The organism is Hydrogenophaga sp. (genome assembly GCF_048549895.1).
Taxonomy (GTDB): domain Bacteria; phylum Pseudomonadota; class Gammaproteobacteria; order Burkholderiales; family Burkholderiaceae_C; genus Hydrogenophaga.
Window position 1 is genome coordinate 1 of sequence record NZ_JBLYYB010000105.1, and the last position, 17,305, is coordinate 17,305.

The following is a 17,305-nucleotide window of genomic DNA, read 5'->3' on the forward strand; positions in this document are numbered from 1 at the left end:
CATCATGTAGACCACCGGCTCGGCCACCGCGCTGTTGATGCGCTCGTTGGTCTGCACACCCTCTTGAATGATCACCTCGCTCACCGACTGACCGCCCTGCGTGACCGCCATGTTGGCCTTGGTCTTGGCGGAGAGGTTGTCGATTTCCCGGGCGTCGCGCACGGTGAGGATGCCCATGCCGCCGGTGCCGTTGTCGGCCTTGACCACCACGAACGGCTTCTCGTTGATGCCGTACTCCTTGTACTTGCGGCGGATCTTGCCCAGCAACGCGTCGGTGTTGCTGCGCAGGCATTCCAGCCCTGCGCTGGTGTTGAAATCGACCTGGCCGCACTGGTTGAACATCGGGTTGATGAGCCAGTGGTCCATGCCCAGCAGCTTGCCGAAGCGCTTGGACACCTCCTCATACGCCTTGAAGTGGTGGCTCTTGCGGCGCGTGGACCAGCCAGCATGCAGCGGCGGCAACAGGTACTGCTCGTGCAGGTCTTCCACGATGCCGGGCACGCCGGCGCTGAGGTCGTTGTTGAGCAGGATGGTGCAGGGGTCGAAGTTTTTGAGGCCCAGGCGCCGCTTGGTGCGGATCAGCGGTTCCAACACCACCTTTTCGCCGCCGGGCAGCTCGATGGTGGTGGGCGCCTTGATGTCGTTGGACATGGAGCCCAGCCGCACGTTGAGCCCGGCCATGTAGAAGATGCGCTGCAGCTGGGCCAGGTTGCTCAGGTAGAAGGTGTCGCGCGTGTTTTCGGGAATCAGCAGCAGGTTCTTGGCCTCGGGGCAGATCTTCTCGATCGCCGCCATCGCCGCCTGCACCGCCAGCGGAATCATCTCGGGCGTGAGGTGGTTCCAGCCGCCGGGGTACAGGTTGGTGTCCACCGGCGCCAGCTTGAAGCCGGCGTTGCGCACGTCCACCGAGCTGTAAAACGGCGGCGTGTGCTCCATCCACTCCAGCCGGAACCAGCGCTCGATGACCGGCGTGGACTCGAGGATGCGCTGCTCAAGCTCGTTGATGGGGCCGGTCAGGGCGGTGACAAGGTGGGGGACCATAGGAAAAGGCCTGCGGCGGCAACGGGTGGGGGTAGTCAGTGTAATGGGGCCGGATGACGGGTTTGCAAGGCTTGCCGACGTTTGCCCGTCTCACAAATTGTGCATACAATTTGGCTCCGTGCACATCACCTTCGATCCTGGAAAAAATGAACGGAACATCCTCGAACGCGGTCTTCCGTTCGGGCAGGCAGCGGAGTTTGATTTTGAGAACGCGCTCATCCAGATTGACACCCGGCAAGCGTATGGAGAAACCCGTTACGTGGCGCTGGGTGAACTTCACGGTCGATTGCATGTTCTGTGTTTCACGGAAACCGTTGAGGGCATTCGTGTCATCAGCTTTCGAAAAGCCAACGAGCGAGAGGTAAAACGCCATGCCCAGAGCCAAGCCCCTGACTGACGCCGCAGGCGAAGTGCGCGAACTGACCGTTGCCGACGTGAAGCGTTTCAAGCCGGCGAAGCATGCGCTGCCCGGCAGTTTGTTGGCGAAACTGAACGTGCGCGGGCCGCAGAAAACACCCACCAAGGAGCGGATCACGATCCGCCTTTCACCGGAGGTGGTTCAGGAATTTCGTGACACCGGTGACGGCTGGCAGACGCGCGTGGATTCAGCGCTCAAGGACTGGCTCCGTTCGCACGATCCAGCCAACGTCTAAGCCCCGAAGCGCGCAGCCGTCCGAGCCCGGGCTTTGGCCGCTTCCACCTCCCGATCCCGGGGCGCGGCAGTGGTGCGCATGGATGCGATGAGTTCGCGCGCGGAGTCCGCCACCTGCGCCACCGCGTGGTCGAACGCGGCTTCGTTCGCTTGCGACGGCACATTGAAACCACTGAGCTTGCGCACGAACTGCAGCGCCGCGTCGCGGATTTCCAGCTCGGTGGCGGGTGGCTCGAAGTTGAACAAGGTCTTGATGTTGCGGCACATGGACATCTCCCTCCCGATGGGGCGTTGATCAGCCCCGAACTTCACCCTCGCCCAGCACCACGTACTTCAACGAGGTCAGGCCCTCCACACCCACCGGCCCGCGCGCGTGGAATTTGTCGGTGCTGATGCCGATTTCGGCGCCCAGGCCGAACTCGAAACCGTCGGCGAAGCGGGTGCTGGTGTTCACCATGACGCTGGCCGAATCCACCTCGCGCAGAAAGCGCTGCGCGTGCATGTGGTCTTTGGTGAGGATGGCGTCGGTGTGGTGGCTGCTGTAGCGGTTGATGTGGGCAATGGCCTCGTCCACGCCCTCGACCAGCTTGATGCTGATGACCGGGGCGAGGTATTCCTCCGACCAGTCGGCCTCGGTGGCGTCTTTGAGGTCGGCGCCCGGCACCGCCGAGAGAATCGCCTTGCTCTCGGGGCAGCAACGCATCTCCACCTCCTTGGCCGCGTAGATGGCGCCGATCTTCGGCAGGAACTCGGCCGCCACGCCGCGCGCCACCAACAGGCTCTCGGTCGCGTTGCAGGGGCTGAACTTCTGGGTCTTGGCGTTGTCGGCCACGGTCACGGCCATGGCCACGTCACACGGGTCGTCCACATAGGTGTGGCAATTGCCGTCCAGGTGTTTGATCACGGGCACCTTGGCCTCGGCGCTGATGCGCTCGATGAGACCCTTGCCGCCGCGCGGAATGATCACGTCCACGTACTGCGGCATGGTGATGAGCTGGCCCACGGCGGCGCGGTCGGTGGTGGGCACAAGCTGCACCGCGTCGGCAGGCAGGCCGGCATCCAGCAATGCGCGCTGCACCAGAAGATTGAGCGCGCGGTTGGATTCGATGGCTTCCGAACCGCCGCGCAAGATGGCCGCGTTGCCGCTCTTGATGGACAACGACGCAGCCTCGATGGTCACATTGGGCCGGCTCTCATAGATCATGCCGAACACGCCGATGGGCACACGCATCTGCCCCACGCGGATGCCGCTGGGCATCTGCTTCAGGCCGGTGATGTCGCCAATGATCTCGGGCATGGCCGCGAGCTGCTCGCAGCCCTGGGCACAGGTCTCAATGACTTTGGGTGTGAGCTTGAGGCGGTCCACCATGGGCTCGGCCAGGCCCGCCGCGCGGGCGCGTTCCAGGTCCTTGTTGTTGTCCAGCTGCAGCGCGTCCACATTCGCGCGCAACAGGGCGGCCAGGCCGAGCAAGGCGCGCTGTTTGGTGGCTGCGCTGGCCTTGGCCATGAGCGCCGAGGCCGCCTTGGCCTGCTGGCCCAGGGTGTGCATGAGTTCGGTGGTGTTGGTCGCATTCATGCGAGAGATTTTCGCAGAGGGGCGGTGCTTGTGTCCGACCAGGGCTCAAGTTGCCTTTGCACCGGCCGATACACCGCTTGAGATCCCCACCCATCTGCCCACCATGTCCATGTCGGTCACACCCAGCAGCTCGGCCAGCGCCATCGGCCTGAGCGGCATGCGCGCCGCGCAGCGCCAGCTGGACTCGCACGCCCACAACGTGGCCAATGTGCAGACGCCGGAATTCCGGCGGCAGGTGACGACGCAGGCCGCGCGACCCGACAGCGGTGGCGTGGACACACAGACGGCCCGCGAGACCGGCGTGTCGGCACCGTTTGACCGGCTGGCCGACGACCTGGTGGGCCAGCGCATGAGCCTCTACAGCTTTGCGGCCAACCTGCGCACCGTGCAGACGGAAGACCGGATGTTGGGGACCTTGCTGGACACGCGGGCCTGAGGCTTTACAGGCAGCAGGCGCTCACAACAGGTTGACCACATCTCGAAGGTGCGCAGCGGTTTGCGGCAGACCACGCCGCTCCAGCAAGTCCACCAAAGCTTCTGCGGTGTATTGCGGTCGCTCCCACCGCTCGCGCATGCCTTTGATGGCGGTGAGCGCGACACTGCCCCGCAACATGATCTGGTTGAGCACAAATTCATCGGGTGTTTGCAGCTCGATGCCGAAACGATCCAGCACGCTCGACGGAAAGTCTTTTTCGTTCCACGTGATGATGGCATCGGCATGCCCGGCGATGGCCGCCGCCAGCACATGACGATCGTCCGGGTCGGGCAGATGGAGGCCGTCGATGAGATGCTCGTAGCCCGCCACCAGACAGTCGGGAATCGCAACTTCCATGGCCTCGACCGCAGCTGCGATCCTTTCGCCCTGATCAGGTCGGTCTTTCAGCAGCGAGGCGTCCATTCAGCGCGAATGTGCGGTGTCCATTTGGCGCTGTAGAGATCGGCATGCGCCAGGCTGAGCAACACGTCGCGCAGCAGCGCGGGGTAAAGAACGTTGGCATCCAGCACCGCCGTGTAGCGTGAGCTGCCCGCCATTTACAGCTCTTCCCCCATCTCCTGGGACAGTTTGCTCAGTTTCTTGAGCGCCTCTTCCGACCGTTGCTTCTGCGCCGACTGGTACCGCAACAGTTCTTCAAACTCGATCCGGCGGTGCCGATTGACCAGCCGACAGGCCAGCCGGCTGGCTTCGATTTCCTTGATCACGAAGGGGCGCGACACGTTGAGGAAGGCCGCCGCCTCCTGCGTGGTCAGTTCCAGCTTTTGGGGCACCAGCAGCATCGGCTCGCGTTTGGCCATCTGCCTCAACACATCCGCAAAAAACCGAAGTGCCCGAGGCGGCAGGATCAGCACGGGCGCTTCCCCGCTGTTCACCTCGATGGTCACCTTGATCGACTCGGCCTTCGAATGATCCAGCGCCGCCACAAGGCACGCGCGAGCAGCCCCCGCCATCTCGGCTTCGGCTTCGCTGGCCGGGTCCAGTATTTGTTGGGTCATGGGGGTTTCCTGAACACGTCTTGTTGAAATGCGTGGGCTGGTGAAGCCTGCATGAGGCGCAATATACGCATCATTCGAATTATTCGCAACGCGTTCGATCGCTGATCTCGGGTTCCCCCGCCAAGCCCAGCAGCCACCGGGCCTGGCGGGAGTTCGTCAGAAGGCGGTCAGATCCGCCGCTGGAAAGCTGCACAACTCCCGCTCAGAAGTGAGCGGTTATGAGGAGGCGTCCGTGTGCTCCCCTCAGCGCGTGCCCGCCCCCACCAGCATCTCGCATGGCCCCACGAAGCCCTCCGCCGGGGTTTCGAAGCGGAGCAAGGCTTCTTCGATTTCGCGCCAGGTGTCGGCCCGTTCGTCTTCACCCAGGCCCGCCATCATCTGGTGCAGGGCGCCAAACGACTCGCGCTCGAAGCGCACGCACTCGGCGGCGCTCGGCAGGCGCACGGGGGAATCGACCCGGCGCACCTCCACGTCGCGGAAGCCGGCTTGCTCCAGCGTTTTCGCCAACACGCCTTCGGCCCCCAGGGAGAACGGCCCAGGTTGACCAGGCAGGGGTGGCGGCAGCTGCGCGCGGCGCCGGATGATGCCGACCGGCAGCGCGAAGAAGGGGTTGCGATCGGCGGTGGAATACACCACCGCGGCGAAGCGCCCGCCCGGCTTCAGGGCATGGCGGATGCCGGCCAGCGCGCGCTGCTGGTCGGGGAAATAGATCAGGCCGACGCGCGAGATCGCAGCATCAAACGACGCGCCGGGCACCAGGTCGTGGCGCTCGCCATCGAGCTCCAGGGTGTCCACGTTCGACAGCCCGGCCTGCGCGGCCGCCGCCTGGGCGTGGCGCAGGATGGCCGGCGAGATGTCGGTGGCCAGCACGTGGCCGTGTGCGCCCACACGGCGCGCGGCGACCAGGGTTTGTTCGCCCGCGCCGGCGGCCACGTCGAGCACACGCGAGCCGGGGCCCACCGCCGCCATGTCCAGCATGGCCTCGGTCGAAGGGCCCAGCCAGCGCGCCAGCAAGGGGCCCCATCGGTTCCAGGCTTCGGCGGTGTTCTCCCACTGTGCGCGCGTGGTCTGGCGGAACTTCTCGGCGTCGAAGACGGCCGGTGCAGCGGGGGCGGAAACGAGGGCTTCGGTCATGGCAATGCTCCTTGGGTCTCGACCGGTGCGACATGCACGGTCGGTCGTCAAGGTATGCCCGGTGCCGGGCGCGCTCAAGTCCAGAATCTGGAGTAGGCGTTCCGATGGCCCACGACTAGACTGGTCCGCATGATCGATTACATGCAGTTCTGTACCGTCGCCCGGGGCGCCGAGGTGTTGGGCGAACTGTGGACGCCGCTGGTGGTGCGCGAGCTGCTGTGCGGCAGCCACCGCTTCAACGACATCCACCGCGGCGTGCCGCGCATGTCGGCCACGCTGCTCACGCAGCGCCTGCGCAAGCTCGAAGAGATCGGCGTCATCGAGCGCCGGCGCGTCGAAAAGAACTGGGAGTACCACCTGACGCCGGCCGGGGAGGAACTGCGGCCCATCGTGGTGGGTCTGGGCCACTGGGGCGCGCGCTGGATCGGCAGTCGGCTGCGGCCCGAGCAACTCGACGCCGGGTTCCTCATGTGGGACATCCGCCGCTTCGCGCGCATGGAGGAGTTCCCCGACGCCGAGCGCACGGTGGTCCATTTCCGGTTCAGCGACGGCCCGGCGACCGAGCGGCAGTGGTGGCTGGTGGTGGAAGACCACGTGGCCGATCTGTGCCGGGACGACCCGGGCCACGACGTGAGCGTGCAGGTCGATTCGACGGTGCGCGCACTCACCGAAATCTGGACCGGCGACAGCGCCCCAGAGCGGGAGATCCAGTCGGGCGATCTGACGGTGCAGGGTGCGGGGCGCAATGGTCAGCGGCTTTGGCGCTGGCTGGGGCGCAGCATGTTTGCGCCGACGCGGGCTACGCAGCCTCGTTGAGCCAGCGCGTTGGCCGCGCTGTCCCTCCAATCGGCACCGTTACCACTGGGGAAGCATTGACATATGTAGCTCACAGGCTACACTTGCGCCATGCGTATCGAGCAGACGGATGACTACCGGCAATGGATCAATGGGTTGCGAGATCACGTGGTGCGTGCCCGGATCCTGGTGCGTGTCGACCGGCTGATCCACGGCAACCCAGGCGTGCATCGCAACCTCACCGAGGGGGTTTCCGAACTCAAGATCGACGTCGGCCCTGGCTACCGGGTGTACTACATGCAACGCGGCAATGTGCTGTTGTTGCTGCTGGCGGGTGGAGACAAGTCCACCCAAACCAAAGACATTGCCAAAGCCATCACCTTGGCTAACGGCTACGAGGAGTAACCCATGCGCAAAACCACCAAGACCCAGACCACCGCCTACGACGTGACAGAGTATCTGCGCTCGCCGGAAGACATGGCCGCCTACCTCGACGCCTGGCTCACCGACGCGCCTGACGACGCGGCGGGCATTGCCCGCGCCCTCGGCGATATCGCTCGCGCCAAGGGAATGACGCAGGTAGCCAAAGACTCAGGGCTCAGTCGGGAAAGCCTTTATCGCGCGCTGAGCCCAGAAGGAAATCCGAGCTTTTCGACTGTGCTCAAGGTAGCGCGGGCTTTGGGGGTGAGGTTGCATGTGGAAGCAGCGTAACCCGATGAGGCAGTTTGTGTGATGGACGCAGCACTTTGGGGTTTGCTTGGAACCATCGTGGGGGCACTGGCCAGTTTGGGGGCAACGTGGCTCTCAGGCCTGCACACACTTCGTCTTCAACAAGAAGTAAAGACGCAGGAAAGACAAGAACTCGCGCGTGTTTTCCAGCGCGAAAATCTCCTGGCCCTGCAAGAGGCGTTACATGATGCGATGCGCTTAGTCGCCAGATCACACTTGGAGGATCTGGCTGCTTTTCGCCAAGGCACTCCCTGGGGCAAGTCATACCTCGGTGATGACCTGAGTGAAAGCATGCGACTTGCCAACAGAAAGCTCTGGATACTCATTGAACGAGTAGCAGACGATTACCTTCGGACGGCGCTCAAAACCACCTCGGGCGATCATGGCCTTGTCTGTTCGGCTGAAAGCCATCTTGATGCTGAAGCCGCGTTCATGAAGGCGGCCAACAGCACCAACAAAACCTTGGAACAAATCGGCACTGCCCTTAGAGGTCTCTACTGAGAGCATCCAATCCAGCGGCAGCTTCCAAATATCAAAACGGGTAGTGCCGCGGCGTCGTCTGCACCGTGATCCAGCGCAGTTCGGTGAATTCGGCAATGCCGGCCTTGCCGCCGAAGCGCCCGATGCCCGAGCCCTTGACGCCGCCAAACGGCATCTGCGCTTCGTCGTGCACGGTCGGGCCGTTCACGTGGCAGATGCCGCTGTCGATCTTGCGGGCCACGTTGAACGCGCGGGCGATATCGCCGCCGAACACGGCGGCACTCAGGCCGTACTCGTTGTCGTTCGCGCAGGCAATGGCCTCTTCCACGCCGCTCACGCGCACCACGCATTTCACCGGGCCGAAGGTTTCCTCGTGGTAGATGCGCATGGCGGGGGTGACAAAGTCGAGCACGGTGGCAGGCATGAGCGTGGTGTCGGCCTTGCCGCCGCAAGCGAGCTTGGCGCCCTTGGCCAGCGCGTCGTCGATCAGTTCGTTGCAGTGGTGCACCGTGCCCATGCCGATCACCGAGCCCAGCACCACCGGCTCGGGCTTGCGTGGGTCGCCCAGCGGCAGGGCCTTGGCCTTGTCGGCGAACTTCTTCACGAAGGCGTCCGCAATCTTGTTGTCCACGATGATGCGTTCGGTGCTCATGCAGATCTGGCCGCTGTTGGCAAACGCGCCGAAGGCCGCACCGTTGACGGCGTCGTCGAGATTGGCGTCGTCCAGCACCACCAGCGGTGCTTTGCCACCCAGCTCCAGCACCACGGGTTTCAAGTACTTCGCGCAAGTCATCGCGATGATCTTGCCGACCTTGGTGGAGCCGGTGAAGTTCACGCGGCGCACGGCCGGGTGGGCCACCATGGCTTCAACCACGGCGCCCGCGTCGGCCGGCGCGTTGGTGATGTAGTTCACCACGCCGGGCGGGAAGCCCGCGTCCTGGAACGCCTCGATGATCAGCTGGTGGGTGCGCGGGCAGTTCTCGCTGCCTTTCAAGATGACGGTGTTGCCGCACGCCAGCGGCACACAGATCGCGCGCACGGCCAGGATGATGGGCGCGTTCCAGGGCGCGATGCCGAGCACCACGCCGGCCGGCTGGCGGATGCCCATGGCGAGCGAGCCGGGCACGTCCGACGGGATCACCTCGCCCGCAACCTGGGTGGTGAGCGCGGCGGCTTCGCGGATCATGCCGGCGGCCAGCATCACGTTGAAGCCGCCCCACATGCCGGTGGCGCCGGTCTCGGCCGACACGGCTTCGATGAACGCGGGCGTCTTGGCTTCCAGCGCGTCGGCGGCCTTGAGCAGCAGCGCGCGGCGCAGGCTCGGGCCGGTTTCGCTCCAGGTCTTGAAGGCTTCGGCGGCGGCTTCCACCGCCATCACGGCGTCGGCCGGTGAGGCGGCGGGCGCGCGCGTGGCCACGCTGCCGTCGAGCGGGTTGCGGCGTTCGAAGGTGGCGCCTTTTTCGGCGGTGACCTTGAGGCCGTTGATGAGCATGGACATGTCGGACATGGGGTTCTCCTTGAGGTTGAAATGACACCGTTCGGGCTGAGCCTGTCGAAGCCTTCACACCACTGGGTGGGTGAGCCCTTCGACAGGCTAAGGGCGAACGGAGTGGGGTTGGATTCAGGTTGTGGCCAGGGCCTTCTTTCGCTGCACCGCATCGGCCGCGCTGGTGGTGCCCGTGGCGGGGTCTTTGTCGGCGCCCAGATACGCCTCGCGGATCACGGTGGAGCGTGCGAGCAGCTTGGCCGGGCCGCTGGCCACCAGCATGCCGCGCTCCATCACGTAGCCCCGGTCGGCCACCGCGAGGGCTTTCTTCACGTTCTGCTCCACCATGAGCACGGTGGTGCCCGCGTCGGCAATGCGGCGCACGATGGTGAGCAGCTCGTCCACCATCTTGGGCGCGAGACCGAGCGAGGGTTCGTCGAGCATGAGCAGGCGCGGCGCGCACATCATGGCGCGCGCCACGGCCACCATCTGCTGCTCGCCACCGCTCATGGTGCCCGCCAGTTGCGTGGCGCGCTCCTTGAGTTTGGGAAAGTCCACAAAGGCCTGGGCGAGGCGCTCGGCGCGTTGTGCCTTGGGCACCAGCCAGCCGCCGAGTTCGAGGTTCTCAGTCACGGTGAGCTGCGGAAACAACTGGCGGCCTTCGGGCACCAGGGCCACGCCGGCCTGCACGATCTCGTGCGTCTTCTCGGGCATCTCGGCGCCGTCGAGCAGCAACGAGCCACCGCGCGGGATCAGGCCGTTGAGCGCCTTGAGCAGCGTGGTCTTGCCGGCGCCGTTGGGGCCGAGCACCACGGTCAGGCCCGGCTGGATGTCGAGCTGCAGATCGCGCAACACGAGGAAGGCGCCGTAGCCGGCAGACAGGCCGTTGACCTTGAGCCGCGCGCGCGCGCCGCCACCGAGTTCAAAGGGGGTTGGGCGGTACCACATCATGCGGCGGCCTCCTCGGTTTCGTTCATCTCGTCGCCCAGGTAAGCCTCGATCACCTCGGCATTGCGCACCACCTCGGCCGGTGTGCCGTCGGCGATCTTCTTGCCCTGGTGCAGCACGATCACGCGCTCCACGTGGCGCAGCAGCGTGGTCACGGCGTGCTCAATCCAGACCACGGTGAGGTCGAGTTCGTCGCGCAGGCGGCGGATCAGGCGCGCCATCTCCTCCACTTCGTTTTCAGTGAGGCCGGCGGCCACTTCGTCAAGCAGCAGCATGCGCGGGCGCGTGGCCAGCGCCATGCCGATTTCCAGCAGGCGCTGCTGTGACGGCGTGATGGCGGCGGCGGGCAGGTCGGCCTGCGCCGAGAGGCCGATCAAGCCCAGGATGCTCTCGGGCGTGCGCAGCACCCACGGCACGGTGGTTTCTTCGCCCCACCAGATGTATTTGCGCGGGCGCCGCCCTGCGAACTTGAGGCCGAAGGCGATGTTGTCGCGCACCAGCATGTCGGCAAAGGTGCGCGGCGTCTGGAAGGTGCGGGCAAGACCGTTGGCGGCAAAGCGGTGGGGGCCTTTGCCGCTGAGCTCGCGCCCCTGCATCAGCAGCGCGCCGCTGGTGGGTTGGGTCACGCCCGAGATGGCGTTGAAGAAGGTGGTCTTGCCCGCGCCGTTGGGGCCGATGATGCCGACGAGTTCGCCGGGCATGAAGCGCGCGCTCACGGCGTCCACGGCGGTGAGGCCACCGAAGCGCACGGTGATGTCGCGGGCGTCGAGCAAAGGTTTCTCTAGACCGGTCATGTGTGCTCCCCGACGCGAGCAATGCCGCGAGTGCGGCTACCCAACCCGGGGGTGCCACGGAACCGGCTTTGCCGGGCCGTAGGCACCGCCCCCTTGAGGGGGTCGCGCGGAGCGCGGCGGGGGTGCTTCTCAAAACACATCGCGGCGCTCCCTCAGGCTTTTTTCGAGTTGTTTGCGGCGCTTGGTCTCGCCGCTCAGGTCGTCACGCGTCTCGGTCCACCAGGCCTTGGCGCCATCGCGCCAGCCGCGGAAGGTCTCGGCGCGCAGCGAGGCCAGGCCACCCGGCAGGTACAGCACCGAGAGGATCAGCAGCAGCCCCAGCGACATCATGTAGATCTGCGGCACCTGCAGGCGCAGCGTTTCGGCCAGCACGCTGAAGACGATGGCGGCGATCAGCGGGCCCCACAGCGTGGCCGCGCCGCCGATGAGCGCGATCAGCACGGTCTGGAAACCGATGAAGGGGTTGAACACGGTGTGCGGGTCGATGTAGGTCCAGCGCACCGACATGGCCGCGCCCACCGCACCGGCCACGGCGGCGGTGAGGGCGAAGCCCGCCACTTTCACCCAGCGCGTGTTCACGCCCAGCGTCTGCGCGCGCTGCTCGTCAGCGCCAATGCCGAGCATGGCAAGACCAAAGCGCGTGCGCCGGATGGTGATGGACAGCGCCACCGTGATCACGGCGAGCGCGAGCACGGTGAGGTAGATGGTGTCGCGATCGGGCACCACCATGAGCACGCGGCCCACGGTGCCGGTGACGCTTTTTTCGAAGTAGCTGATCGCGTGGCGGATGAGCTCGGTCATGCCGAAGGTGAGCACGGCAAAGTAGGTGCCGCGCAGGTGCAGCACGGCGGCACCCATGACCACGGCCACGGCGGCGGCAATGAGCGCACCCAGGCCAATGGCCTGCACCCACGACACCTGCTCCAGCAAGATGGCACTGGTGTAGGCGCCGATGCCGAAGAAGGCCGAGGTGGCGAGCGACAAATAACGCGTGGTGCCGCAGAACAGCGCCCAGCTCGACGAGAGCGCGATGTACATCAGGCAGGTGAGCGCCATGGACACGGCGAACTCGCTGGCGAAGCCCGGCAGCGCAATGGCCCAACCGGTGAGGCCGAAGAGGACCAGCAGGTCGCGGATGAGGAATTGTCTTGAGTTCATGACTTGCGGCTTTTCCGGGTGAACAGACCTTCAGGCCGCAACAACAACACGCTGATGAAGACCACGTAGCTCAACAAGGCCTTGAGCGAGGGGTTGGTGAAGTGCATGCCCAGGGCTTCGATCACACCGAGCAACAGGCCGCCGGCCAAGGCGCCGCCCATGCTGCCGAAGCCGCCCAGCGTGATGACGATGAGCGCGGTGACGGTGTAGGGCTCGCCCATGGACGGGCTGATGGTGTACGACATGGACAGGAGCGCGCCGGCCACGCCCGAGAGACCCAGGCCGATGCCGAACATGAGCGGGTGCAGGCGCTGGGTGTTGATGCCCATGAGCTGCGCGCCGGTGGGCGACTGCATGAGCGCGCGCACGCCCTTGCCCAGCAACGTGGTGCGCATGAGCACGATGAGCGCGCCCGAGAACAGCAGCGCCAGCGCGAACACCAGCAGCTTGTTGCCGGCGAACTGCGCCGTGCCGTCGGGCAGCGGAATCTGCACCGGCTCGGTGAGGAAGTCGTAGCCGCGCAGATCACCACCCCACATCCACGACGCGAAGTTCTGCACCAGGAACATGAGGCCAAAGGCCACCATGAGGCCGCGCGCTTCGAAGATGTCGAGGTTGGGCGAGGTGACGGTTAGGCGGCGGAAACACAGGCGGTGGATCACCCAGCCCAGCACGAACAGCATGGCAAACGACACCGGCACCATGAACAGCGGGTTCAAGCCCAGCGAAGTCTGCGCCATCCAGGTGAGGTAAGCCCCGACCATGAGGAACTCGCCGTGCGCGATGTTGAGGATGCGCATCAGCCCGTACTGCAGGTTCAGCCCGAGCGCGACAAGCGCGTAGATGCCCCCGGTGATGAGACCGGAGGCGAGGAGTTCGAGCCAGGCGGAGAAAGACATGTAATTTGGGGGACCAGAAACACAACCCCGTTCGCCCTGAGCCTGTCGAAGGGCTTACACGAACGGGATGTGGATGGGCTTGGACAGGCTCAGCCCGAACGGAATTGGGCTCCGTCCGAACGGATGTGCGGGTAAACGAAGGCGCTTATTTCCACACAGGTTTGTTGGGGTTCAACGCAGCCGTGGCCACCGTCTTCGGCCACACCACCTCGAACTCCCCGTTCTGCCACTGGCCCACCGTACCCGGCGTGCCCACGTTCTCGCTGCCGGCAAACTTGATGTCGCCAATGATGGTTTTGTGCGTCGTGCCCGCCACGTAGTCGCGGATGGCCTTGCGGTCCAGGCCCTGGGCTTTCACCGCGTTGGTGAGGATCTCCAGGCCGGCCCAGCAGGCGCCGCTGGCCCAGCGGTCGGGTTCCTTGCCGGCGAACTTCTTGGTGTGCGCGTCGAAGTAGGCCTTGGCGGCCGGGCTGGTCTTGCCGTTCCACGAGCCCATGCCCAGCACACCTTCGGCGCCGGCGGGCGTCATCACGTTGCGGTAGAGCTGGAAGGCGGTGCCCACCGAGGCGTAGAAGAACTTGGGGTTGAAGCCCACTTCCTTGGCCTGGCGGCTGGCCAAAATGGTGTCGGGCGGGTAGGTGAAGCCCACGAAGGCGTCGGGGTTCTTGTCCTTCATGGAGCGCAGCACGGGCGAGAGGTCTTTCACGCCACCCGGGTAGCTCTTGTCTTCCACCAGCGTGATGCCGCTGCCCTGCAGCGCCACCTTGAAAGCGGCAAAGTTCTCCAGGCCGAACAGGTCGTCCACATAGATCAGCGCCACGGTTTTCACGCCGTTGGCCTTGAGCATGTCGACCAGCGCATTCGTCATGGGCGCGGGCTGCTGCAGCAACAAGAAGAAGTACGGCAGGCGCATCTCGACCAGGCGGCGCGAGAGCGCGGTGGGCGCGAGGAACGGGTACTGGAAACGGTTGGCCAGCGGGGCCACGGCGAAGTTGGCGTTGGAGCCCCAGGGCGGCAGCACCAGGTCGACCTTGTCGCTGCCCATGAGCTTTTCGTAGGTGCGCACCACGGTCTCGGTGTCGCTGCGGTCGTCGCTGCTGATGAGTTCGATCTGGCGCTTCACACCTTTCACGTCCAGGCCACCCGCGGCGTTCTGCTGCTCGGCCCAGAGCAAATAGTTGGGCTCCTGGCTCACCTGCGCGCCACCCGTCCACGGGCCGGTGCGCGACATCGAATACCCGATGCGCACCGGCGCGGACTGCGCCATGAGCCCGGGTGCGAACGACATGGCGCCGACCGCGGCGGCGGCGCTCTTGATGACCAGACGGCGATTGGCTTGAACCATGTTGTGTCTCCTGCAGAGGTGGATGGGCTGGAGCCACGATGGTAGGCACGGCAGACGCCGCGCGCTGTGCTGTGGGTGCACTACCTGCTTGACGGAACGCGCATGACGCCCCGGGAAAACCCTCGACCGCGCGAGCAGCGTGGGCTGGGCAGCGCGGCCGATAATTTGCCTCCCTGACCACCGCCGGAGCCTCCAACATGACAGCCGCCTCCGTGATGAGCACCGACAGCGTCGAGCCGATCGAGCGCGCCGCGATCTGGCGCGACTGGGTGTGGACGCACTTCGGCGGGCTGGAATCCGACCTGTACGGCGACACCGACTTTGACGGCCACATGAGTGCGTCGGCCGCGGGCGACGTGGTGCTCACCAAGCTCGAAGCCAACCGCCACCGCGTGCTGAAAAGCCCGCAGCTGGCACGCGCCAACGACCGCGCCTACCTCAAGATCGTGGCGCCCTGGCAGGGCAGTGCGGCGGTGCAGCAGCAGGGGCGCGAGGCCTGGGTGCGGCCCGGCGGCTGGGCCATCTACGACACCACGGGCAGCTACGAGATCGCCAACCCCGAGCGCGTGGAACATCTGATCGTGATGCTGCCCAAGGAGCAGCTGACCGAGCGCGGTTTGAAGCTGGAGCCGCTGATGGCGCGCCACGTGGGCGGCGTGAGCGGCATCGCGCGCGTGGCGCTGGAGACCATGCGCAGCACCTACCAGGAGCTGCCGCAGATGAGCGAAACAGCGGCGCGCGGCGCGGGCGAACTCATCGTGGAGCTGGTGCGCTTGTCTCTGCAGGAACTCGCGGGGCGCGAGAGCAACGTGACCCAGCTCGAAGCCTTTCGCGACCGCATCCGCGAACACATCGGCCAGCACCTGCGCGACCCCTCACTCACGCTGGACCACATCGCGCAGGCGCTCAACTGCAGCAAGCGCCACCTGCACAACGCCTTCAGCGCAGAAGAAGACACGCCCGCGCACTACATCCAGCGCCAGCGCATCCAGGCCTGCATGCGCGAGCTGCGCCAGACCGGGGGTGCGCAACGCACCATCACCGACATCGCGTTCTCCTGGGGCTTCAACAACACCGCCCATTTCAGCCGCGTGTTTCGGGAGCACACGGGCGTGTCGCCCAGCGATTTTCGGGAAGCGGCCCAGCAGCGCGCCTGAGCCGTCAACGCAGGCTGCAGCCTTGCGTCACTTTCATCGCCATCTGCTGCAAGGCCTGCCAGGGATCGGCCGGCCAACCGGGTGACTTGAGGCCCTTGACGATGCCGTCCACCGTGTGCGCGTCGTCCAGCCATTTCGTGAGCGTGGCCATGGTCAGCAGCGGCAGCGCGCGCTCCATGAGCTTCTCTTTCACGCCCCACACGCGGTTCTCGCGCAACGCCATGGGCAGCGGGCGGCCGGCGTCCAGCGCGGTGCGCACGCGGTGCAGCGTGCGGATGTCTTCGGACAGCGCCCAGTGCACCAGCACCGGCGCTTCGCCCTCGGCTTGCAGGCCGTCGAGCATGCGCTGCACACGCACGCTTTGCCCGCCCAGCACCGCCTCGGCCAGTTTGAAAGCGTCGTAGCGCGCCACGTTCAACACGGCCGACTCCACCTGCTCCAGCGACAACTCACCCGCCGGGTGCAGCAGCGCGAGCTTCTGGATCTCCTGGTGCGCGGCGAGCAGATTGCCCTCCACGCGGTCGGCAAAAAACTGCAGCGTGCGCTGGCCTTCTTCGCCGGCCACCACACGTTGGCCCTGCGCCTGCAAGCGCTGCGCAATCCACTGCGGCAAGGCCTTGCGGTCCACCGCTTCCACACGCACCACAGTGCCGAAGCTGTCGAGCGCGGCGAACCAGGCGCCCTTTTGCGTGGCCATGTCCAACCGGGGCAGGATCACCACCGTGACCGTGCTGTCGTTGTTCTCGGCGCTCTGCGCGATCTGCTGCAGCGCCTGCGAGCCGTCCTTGCCGGGCTTGCCCGAAGGGATGCGGATCTCGATCAGTTGTTTGTCGGAGAACAGGCTCATGGAGCCGCCGCTGGCCAGCACCTCGCCCCAGTCGAAGTGCGCGCCGGCCACGGTGTGCACCGTGCGCTCACCACAGCCCTGCTCGCGCGCCACCACACGGATCGCGTCCGCCGCTTCCTGGATCAGCAGCGGCTCGTCGCCGTGCAGCGTGTAGAGGCTTTTGAGGCCGCGCTGCAGCTGGGCGGCGAGTTGGTGGGCTGCGATCTGCATGGGTCGATCGAGGCCGGATTCAGAGCGACTTCACCGCCGCCAGGCGCCGCACCACCTGCTGCACGATGTCGCTGCGCATGTCGCGGTAGAGCAGTTGCTCTTCGGCGTCCTTGGCCAGCACCTGGGTTTCGTTGAAGCTGATGTCGCGCTCGAGCAGCAGCTCCACGTCGTCGATCAGGATCTTGTCGGTGGGCGTGCGCAGGCGGAACACGAAGCGCGTGCGCAGTTGCAGTTCGCGCACCTGGCCGGCGGCGGTCTGGCCCACCACCACACGCTCGCGCTGGTCGGTGAGCACGGTGAGGATGGCCTGCCCTGTTTGCGCACCGGGACCGGTGGCGGGTGTGCTGGAGGTCAGCACGCGGATGCCGTTGGCCTGCAGCGCATCGCGCAGCTCGCGGCTCACCTGCGTGCCCTCCATGCCTTGCAGGCGCAGCGTGTCGAACGCGAAGGTGGGTGCCTTGCGCAGCGCAAAGCCGCAGCCCGAGAGACCGAGCGCGGTTGCGCCCAGGGCCAGTTGCAGCCAGGCGCGGCGGTGTGGGCTCACAGTGCGTTGGTTCGTCATG

At 65.8% G+C, this 17,305-nt stretch carries 23 protein-coding genes; 8 read left to right on the plus strand and 15 right to left on the minus strand.

The genetic code is table 11. The annotated features are described in order from the left end of the window. On the minus strand, positions 1 to 1,041 hold a 1,041-nt coding region (gene gshA / locus ACN4F8_RS11065), incomplete at its 3' end, for a glutamate--cysteine ligase (RefSeq protein WP_419473645.1). 118 nt (positions 1,042 to 1,159) lie between these two features. On the opposite strand from gshA, the gene ACN4F8_RS11070 reads away from it, so the two are divergent. Beyond that, positions 1,160 to 1,438, plus strand: coding sequence for a BrnT family toxin (locus ACN4F8_RS11070; protein ID WP_419473646.1), 279 nt, complete (start codon positions 1,160 to 1,162; stop codon positions 1,436 to 1,438). After that, complete coding sequence (locus ACN4F8_RS11075; protein WP_419473647.1) at positions 1,413 to 1,694, plus strand: BrnA antitoxin family protein; 282 nt, start codon at positions 1,413 to 1,415, stop codon at positions 1,692 to 1,694. The genes ACN4F8_RS11070 and ACN4F8_RS11075 overlap by 26 nt, the downstream gene beginning before the upstream one ends. On the opposite strand, the gene ACN4F8_RS11080 is transcribed toward ACN4F8_RS11075, so the two are convergent. Further along, positions 1,691 to 1,960 (minus strand): DUF2277 domain-containing protein, encoded by a 270-nt coding sequence (locus ACN4F8_RS11080; protein WP_419473648.1) that lies wholly within the window; start codon positions 1,958 to 1,960, stop codon positions 1,691 to 1,693. The genes ACN4F8_RS11075 and ACN4F8_RS11080 overlap by 4 nt on opposite strands. A gap of 28 nt (positions 1,961 to 1,988) precedes the next feature. Further along, positions 1,989 to 3,269: a glutamate-5-semialdehyde dehydrogenase gene (locus ACN4F8_RS11085; protein ID WP_419473649.1), complete on the minus strand. Its 1,281-nt coding sequence runs from the start codon at positions 3,267 to 3,269 to the stop codon at positions 1,989 to 1,991. A 103-nt stretch (positions 3,270 to 3,372) separates the two neighbouring features. Here ACN4F8_RS11085 and ACN4F8_RS11090 point away from each other — a divergent pair, with 103 nt between their 5' ends. Further along, positions 3,373 to 3,705 (plus strand): flagellar basal body rod protein, encoded by a 333-nt coding sequence (locus ACN4F8_RS11090; protein ID WP_419473650.1) that lies wholly within the window; start codon positions 3,373 to 3,375, stop codon positions 3,703 to 3,705. A 21-nt stretch (positions 3,706 to 3,726) separates the two neighbouring features. Here the strand turns inward: ACN4F8_RS11090 and ACN4F8_RS11095 are convergent, their stop codons facing one another. From ACN4F8_RS11095 to ACN4F8_RS11110, 4 genes are all read right to left on the minus strand, one after another. Further along, positions 3,727 to 4,167 carry a PIN domain-containing protein gene (locus ACN4F8_RS11095; protein WP_419473651.1) on the minus strand — a complete coding sequence of 147 codons (441 nt, stop codon included), beginning with the start codon at positions 4,165 to 4,167 and terminating at the stop codon, positions 3,727 to 3,729. After that, the gene (locus ACN4F8_RS11100) at positions 4,149 to 4,301 is read right to left on the minus strand and encodes a hypothetical protein (RefSeq protein ID WP_419473652.1); all 153 of its coding nucleotides are present in this window, start codon (positions 4,299 to 4,301) and stop codon (positions 4,149 to 4,151) included. Before ACN4F8_RS11100 ends, ACN4F8_RS11095 begins: the two co-directional genes overlap by 19 nt. After that, on the minus strand, positions 4,302 to 4,760 hold the full coding sequence (locus ACN4F8_RS11105; RefSeq protein ID WP_419473653.1) for a helix-turn-helix domain-containing protein: 459 nt from the start codon (positions 4,758 to 4,760) through the stop codon (positions 4,302 to 4,304). 243 nt (positions 4,761 to 5,003) lie between these two features. Further along, complete coding sequence (locus tag ACN4F8_RS11110) at positions 5,004 to 5,894, minus strand: class I SAM-dependent methyltransferase (RefSeq protein ID WP_419473654.1); 891 nt, start codon at positions 5,892 to 5,894, stop codon at positions 5,004 to 5,006. 129 nt (positions 5,895 to 6,023) lie between these two features. On the opposite strand from ACN4F8_RS11110, the gene ACN4F8_RS11115 reads away from it, so the two are divergent. From ACN4F8_RS11115 to ACN4F8_RS11130, 4 genes are all read left to right on the plus strand, one after another. Next, entirely contained in the window at positions 6,024 to 6,710 is a 687-nt protein-coding gene (locus ACN4F8_RS11115; RefSeq protein WP_419473655.1) for a winged helix-turn-helix transcriptional regulator, read from the plus strand. A 90-nt stretch (positions 6,711 to 6,800) separates the two neighbouring features. Further along, entirely contained in the window at positions 6,801 to 7,094 is a 294-nt protein-coding gene (locus ACN4F8_RS11120; RefSeq protein WP_419473656.1) for a type II toxin-antitoxin system RelE/ParE family toxin, read from the plus strand. A 3-nt stretch (positions 7,095 to 7,097) separates the two neighbouring features. After that, positions 7,098 to 7,400 carry an addiction module antidote protein gene (locus ACN4F8_RS11125; protein WP_419473657.1) on the plus strand — a complete coding sequence of 101 codons (303 nt, stop codon included), beginning with the start codon at positions 7,098 to 7,100 and terminating at the stop codon, positions 7,398 to 7,400. A gap of 21 nt (positions 7,401 to 7,421) precedes the next feature. After that, positions 7,422 to 7,919: a hypothetical protein gene (locus ACN4F8_RS11130; protein WP_419473658.1), complete on the plus strand. Its 498-nt coding sequence runs from the start codon at positions 7,422 to 7,424 to the stop codon at positions 7,917 to 7,919. Positions 7,920 to 7,950: 31 nt separating this feature from the next. Here the strand turns inward: ACN4F8_RS11130 and ACN4F8_RS11135 are convergent, their stop codons facing one another. The 6 genes from ACN4F8_RS11135 to ACN4F8_RS11160 all read right to left on the minus strand — a co-directional run bounded on the left by ACN4F8_RS11135 (position 7,951) and on the right by ACN4F8_RS11160 (position 14,528). Then, positions 7,951 to 9,405, minus strand: coding sequence for an aldehyde dehydrogenase (locus tag ACN4F8_RS11135; protein ID WP_419473659.1), 1,455 nt, complete (start codon positions 9,403 to 9,405; stop codon positions 7,951 to 7,953). A gap of 114 nt (positions 9,406 to 9,519) precedes the next feature. Further along, positions 9,520 to 10,335 carry an ABC transporter ATP-binding protein gene (locus tag ACN4F8_RS11140; RefSeq protein WP_419473660.1) on the minus strand — a complete coding sequence of 272 codons (816 nt, stop codon included), beginning with the start codon at positions 10,333 to 10,335 and terminating at the stop codon, positions 9,520 to 9,522. Beyond that, positions 10,332 to 11,126 carry an ABC transporter ATP-binding protein gene (locus tag ACN4F8_RS11145; RefSeq protein ID WP_419473661.1) on the minus strand — a complete coding sequence of 265 codons (795 nt, stop codon included), beginning with the start codon at positions 11,124 to 11,126 and terminating at the stop codon, positions 10,332 to 10,334. The genes ACN4F8_RS11140 and ACN4F8_RS11145 overlap by 4 nt, the downstream gene beginning before the upstream one ends. A gap of 129 nt (positions 11,127 to 11,255) precedes the next feature. Continuing rightward, the gene (locus tag ACN4F8_RS11150; RefSeq protein WP_419473662.1) at positions 11,256 to 12,284 is read right to left on the minus strand and encodes a branched-chain amino acid ABC transporter permease; all 1,029 of its coding nucleotides are present in this window, start codon (positions 12,282 to 12,284) and stop codon (positions 11,256 to 11,258) included. Next, positions 12,281 to 13,183 carry a branched-chain amino acid ABC transporter permease gene (locus ACN4F8_RS11155; RefSeq protein ID WP_419473663.1) on the minus strand — a complete coding sequence of 301 codons (903 nt, stop codon included), beginning with the start codon at positions 13,181 to 13,183 and terminating at the stop codon, positions 12,281 to 12,283. The genes ACN4F8_RS11150 and ACN4F8_RS11155 overlap by 4 nt, the downstream gene beginning before the upstream one ends. A gap of 145 nt (positions 13,184 to 13,328) precedes the next feature. Then, a complete protein-coding gene (locus ACN4F8_RS11160) occupies positions 13,329 to 14,528 on the minus strand; it encodes an amino acid ABC transporter substrate-binding protein (protein WP_419473664.1) in 1,200 nt (399 codons plus the stop codon). A 197-nt stretch (positions 14,529 to 14,725) separates the two neighbouring features. On the opposite strand from ACN4F8_RS11160, the gene ACN4F8_RS11165 reads away from it, so the two are divergent. After that, positions 14,726 to 15,685: a helix-turn-helix domain-containing protein gene (locus ACN4F8_RS11165; RefSeq protein WP_419473665.1), complete on the plus strand. Its 960-nt coding sequence runs from the start codon at positions 14,726 to 14,728 to the stop codon at positions 15,683 to 15,685. A gap of 4 nt (positions 15,686 to 15,689) precedes the next feature. On the opposite strand, the gene holA is transcribed toward ACN4F8_RS11165, so the two are convergent. Next, a complete protein-coding gene (gene holA, locus ACN4F8_RS11170; RefSeq protein WP_419473666.1) occupies positions 15,690 to 16,742 on the minus strand; it encodes a DNA polymerase III subunit delta in 1,053 nt (350 codons plus the stop codon). A gap of 19 nt (positions 16,743 to 16,761) precedes the next feature. Then, complete coding sequence (gene lptE, locus ACN4F8_RS11175) at positions 16,762 to 17,304, minus strand: LPS assembly lipoprotein LptE (RefSeq protein ID WP_419473667.1); 543 nt, start codon at positions 17,302 to 17,304, stop codon at positions 16,762 to 16,764. Between the last annotated feature and the right edge of the window lies 1 nt (position 17,305).

Coding starts and splice junctions, on each gene's coding strand:
- ACN4F8_RS11130 (WP_419473658.1), top strand. CDS start 7,422: ATGGACGCAGCACTTTGGGGTTTGCTTGGAACCATCGTGGGGGCACTG.
- ACN4F8_RS11115 (WP_419473655.1), top strand. CDS start 6,024: ATGATCGATTACATGCAGTTCTGTACCGTCGCCCGGGGCGCCGAGGTG.
- holA (WP_419473666.1), bottom strand. CDS start 16,742: ATGCAGATCGCAGCCCACCAACTCGCCGCCCAGCTGCAGCGCGGCCTC.
- ACN4F8_RS11150 (WP_419473662.1), bottom strand. CDS start 12,284: ATGAACTCAAGACAATTCCTCATCCGCGACCTGCTGGTCCTCTTCGGC.
- ACN4F8_RS11160 (WP_419473664.1), bottom strand. CDS start 14,528: ATGGTTCAAGCCAATCGCCGTCTGGTCATCAAGAGCGCCGCCGCCGCG.
- ACN4F8_RS11135 (WP_419473659.1), bottom strand. CDS start 9,405: ATGTCCGACATGTCCATGCTCATCAACGGCCTCAAGGTCACCGCCGAA.
- ACN4F8_RS11085 (WP_419473649.1), bottom strand. CDS start 3,269: ATGAATGCGACCAACACCACCGAACTCATGCACACCCTGGGCCAGCAG.
- ACN4F8_RS11165 (WP_419473665.1), top strand. CDS start 14,726: ATGACAGCCGCCTCCGTGATGAGCACCGACAGCGTCGAGCCGATCGAG.
- ACN4F8_RS11145 (WP_419473661.1), bottom strand. CDS start 11,126: ATGACCGGTCTAGAGAAACCTTTGCTCGACGCCCGCGACATCACCGTG.
- ACN4F8_RS11095 (WP_419473651.1), bottom strand. CDS start 4,167: ATGGACGCCTCGCTGCTGAAAGACCGACCTGATCAGGGCGAAAGGATC.
- ACN4F8_RS11080 (WP_419473648.1), bottom strand. CDS start 1,960: ATGTGCCGCAACATCAAGACCTTGTTCAACTTCGAGCCACCCGCCACC.
- ACN4F8_RS11105 (WP_419473653.1), bottom strand. CDS start 4,760: ATGACCCAACAAATACTGGACCCGGCCAGCGAAGCCGAAGCCGAGATG.
- ACN4F8_RS11120 (WP_419473656.1), top strand. CDS start 6,801: ATGCGTATCGAGCAGACGGATGACTACCGGCAATGGATCAATGGGTTG.
- ACN4F8_RS11100 (WP_419473652.1), bottom strand. CDS start 4,301: ATGGCGGGCAGCTCACGCTACACGGCGGTGCTGGATGCCAACGTTCTT.
- ACN4F8_RS11075 (WP_419473647.1), top strand. CDS start 1,413: ATGCCCAGAGCCAAGCCCCTGACTGACGCCGCAGGCGAAGTGCGCGAA.
- lptE (WP_419473667.1), bottom strand. CDS start 17,304: ATGACGAACCAACGCACTGTGAGCCCACACCGCCGCGCCTGGCTGCAA.
- ACN4F8_RS11125 (WP_419473657.1), top strand. CDS start 7,098: ATGCGCAAAACCACCAAGACCCAGACCACCGCCTACGACGTGACAGAG.
- ACN4F8_RS11155 (WP_419473663.1), bottom strand. CDS start 13,183: ATGTCTTTCTCCGCCTGGCTCGAACTCCTCGCCTCCGGTCTCATCACC.
- ACN4F8_RS11140 (WP_419473660.1), bottom strand. CDS start 10,335: ATGATGTGGTACCGCCCAACCCCCTTTGAACTCGGTGGCGGCGCGCGC.
- ACN4F8_RS11090 (WP_419473650.1), top strand. CDS start 3,373: ATGTCCATGTCGGTCACACCCAGCAGCTCGGCCAGCGCCATCGGCCTG.
- ACN4F8_RS11110 (WP_419473654.1), bottom strand. CDS start 5,894: ATGACCGAAGCCCTCGTTTCCGCCCCCGCTGCACCGGCCGTCTTCGAC.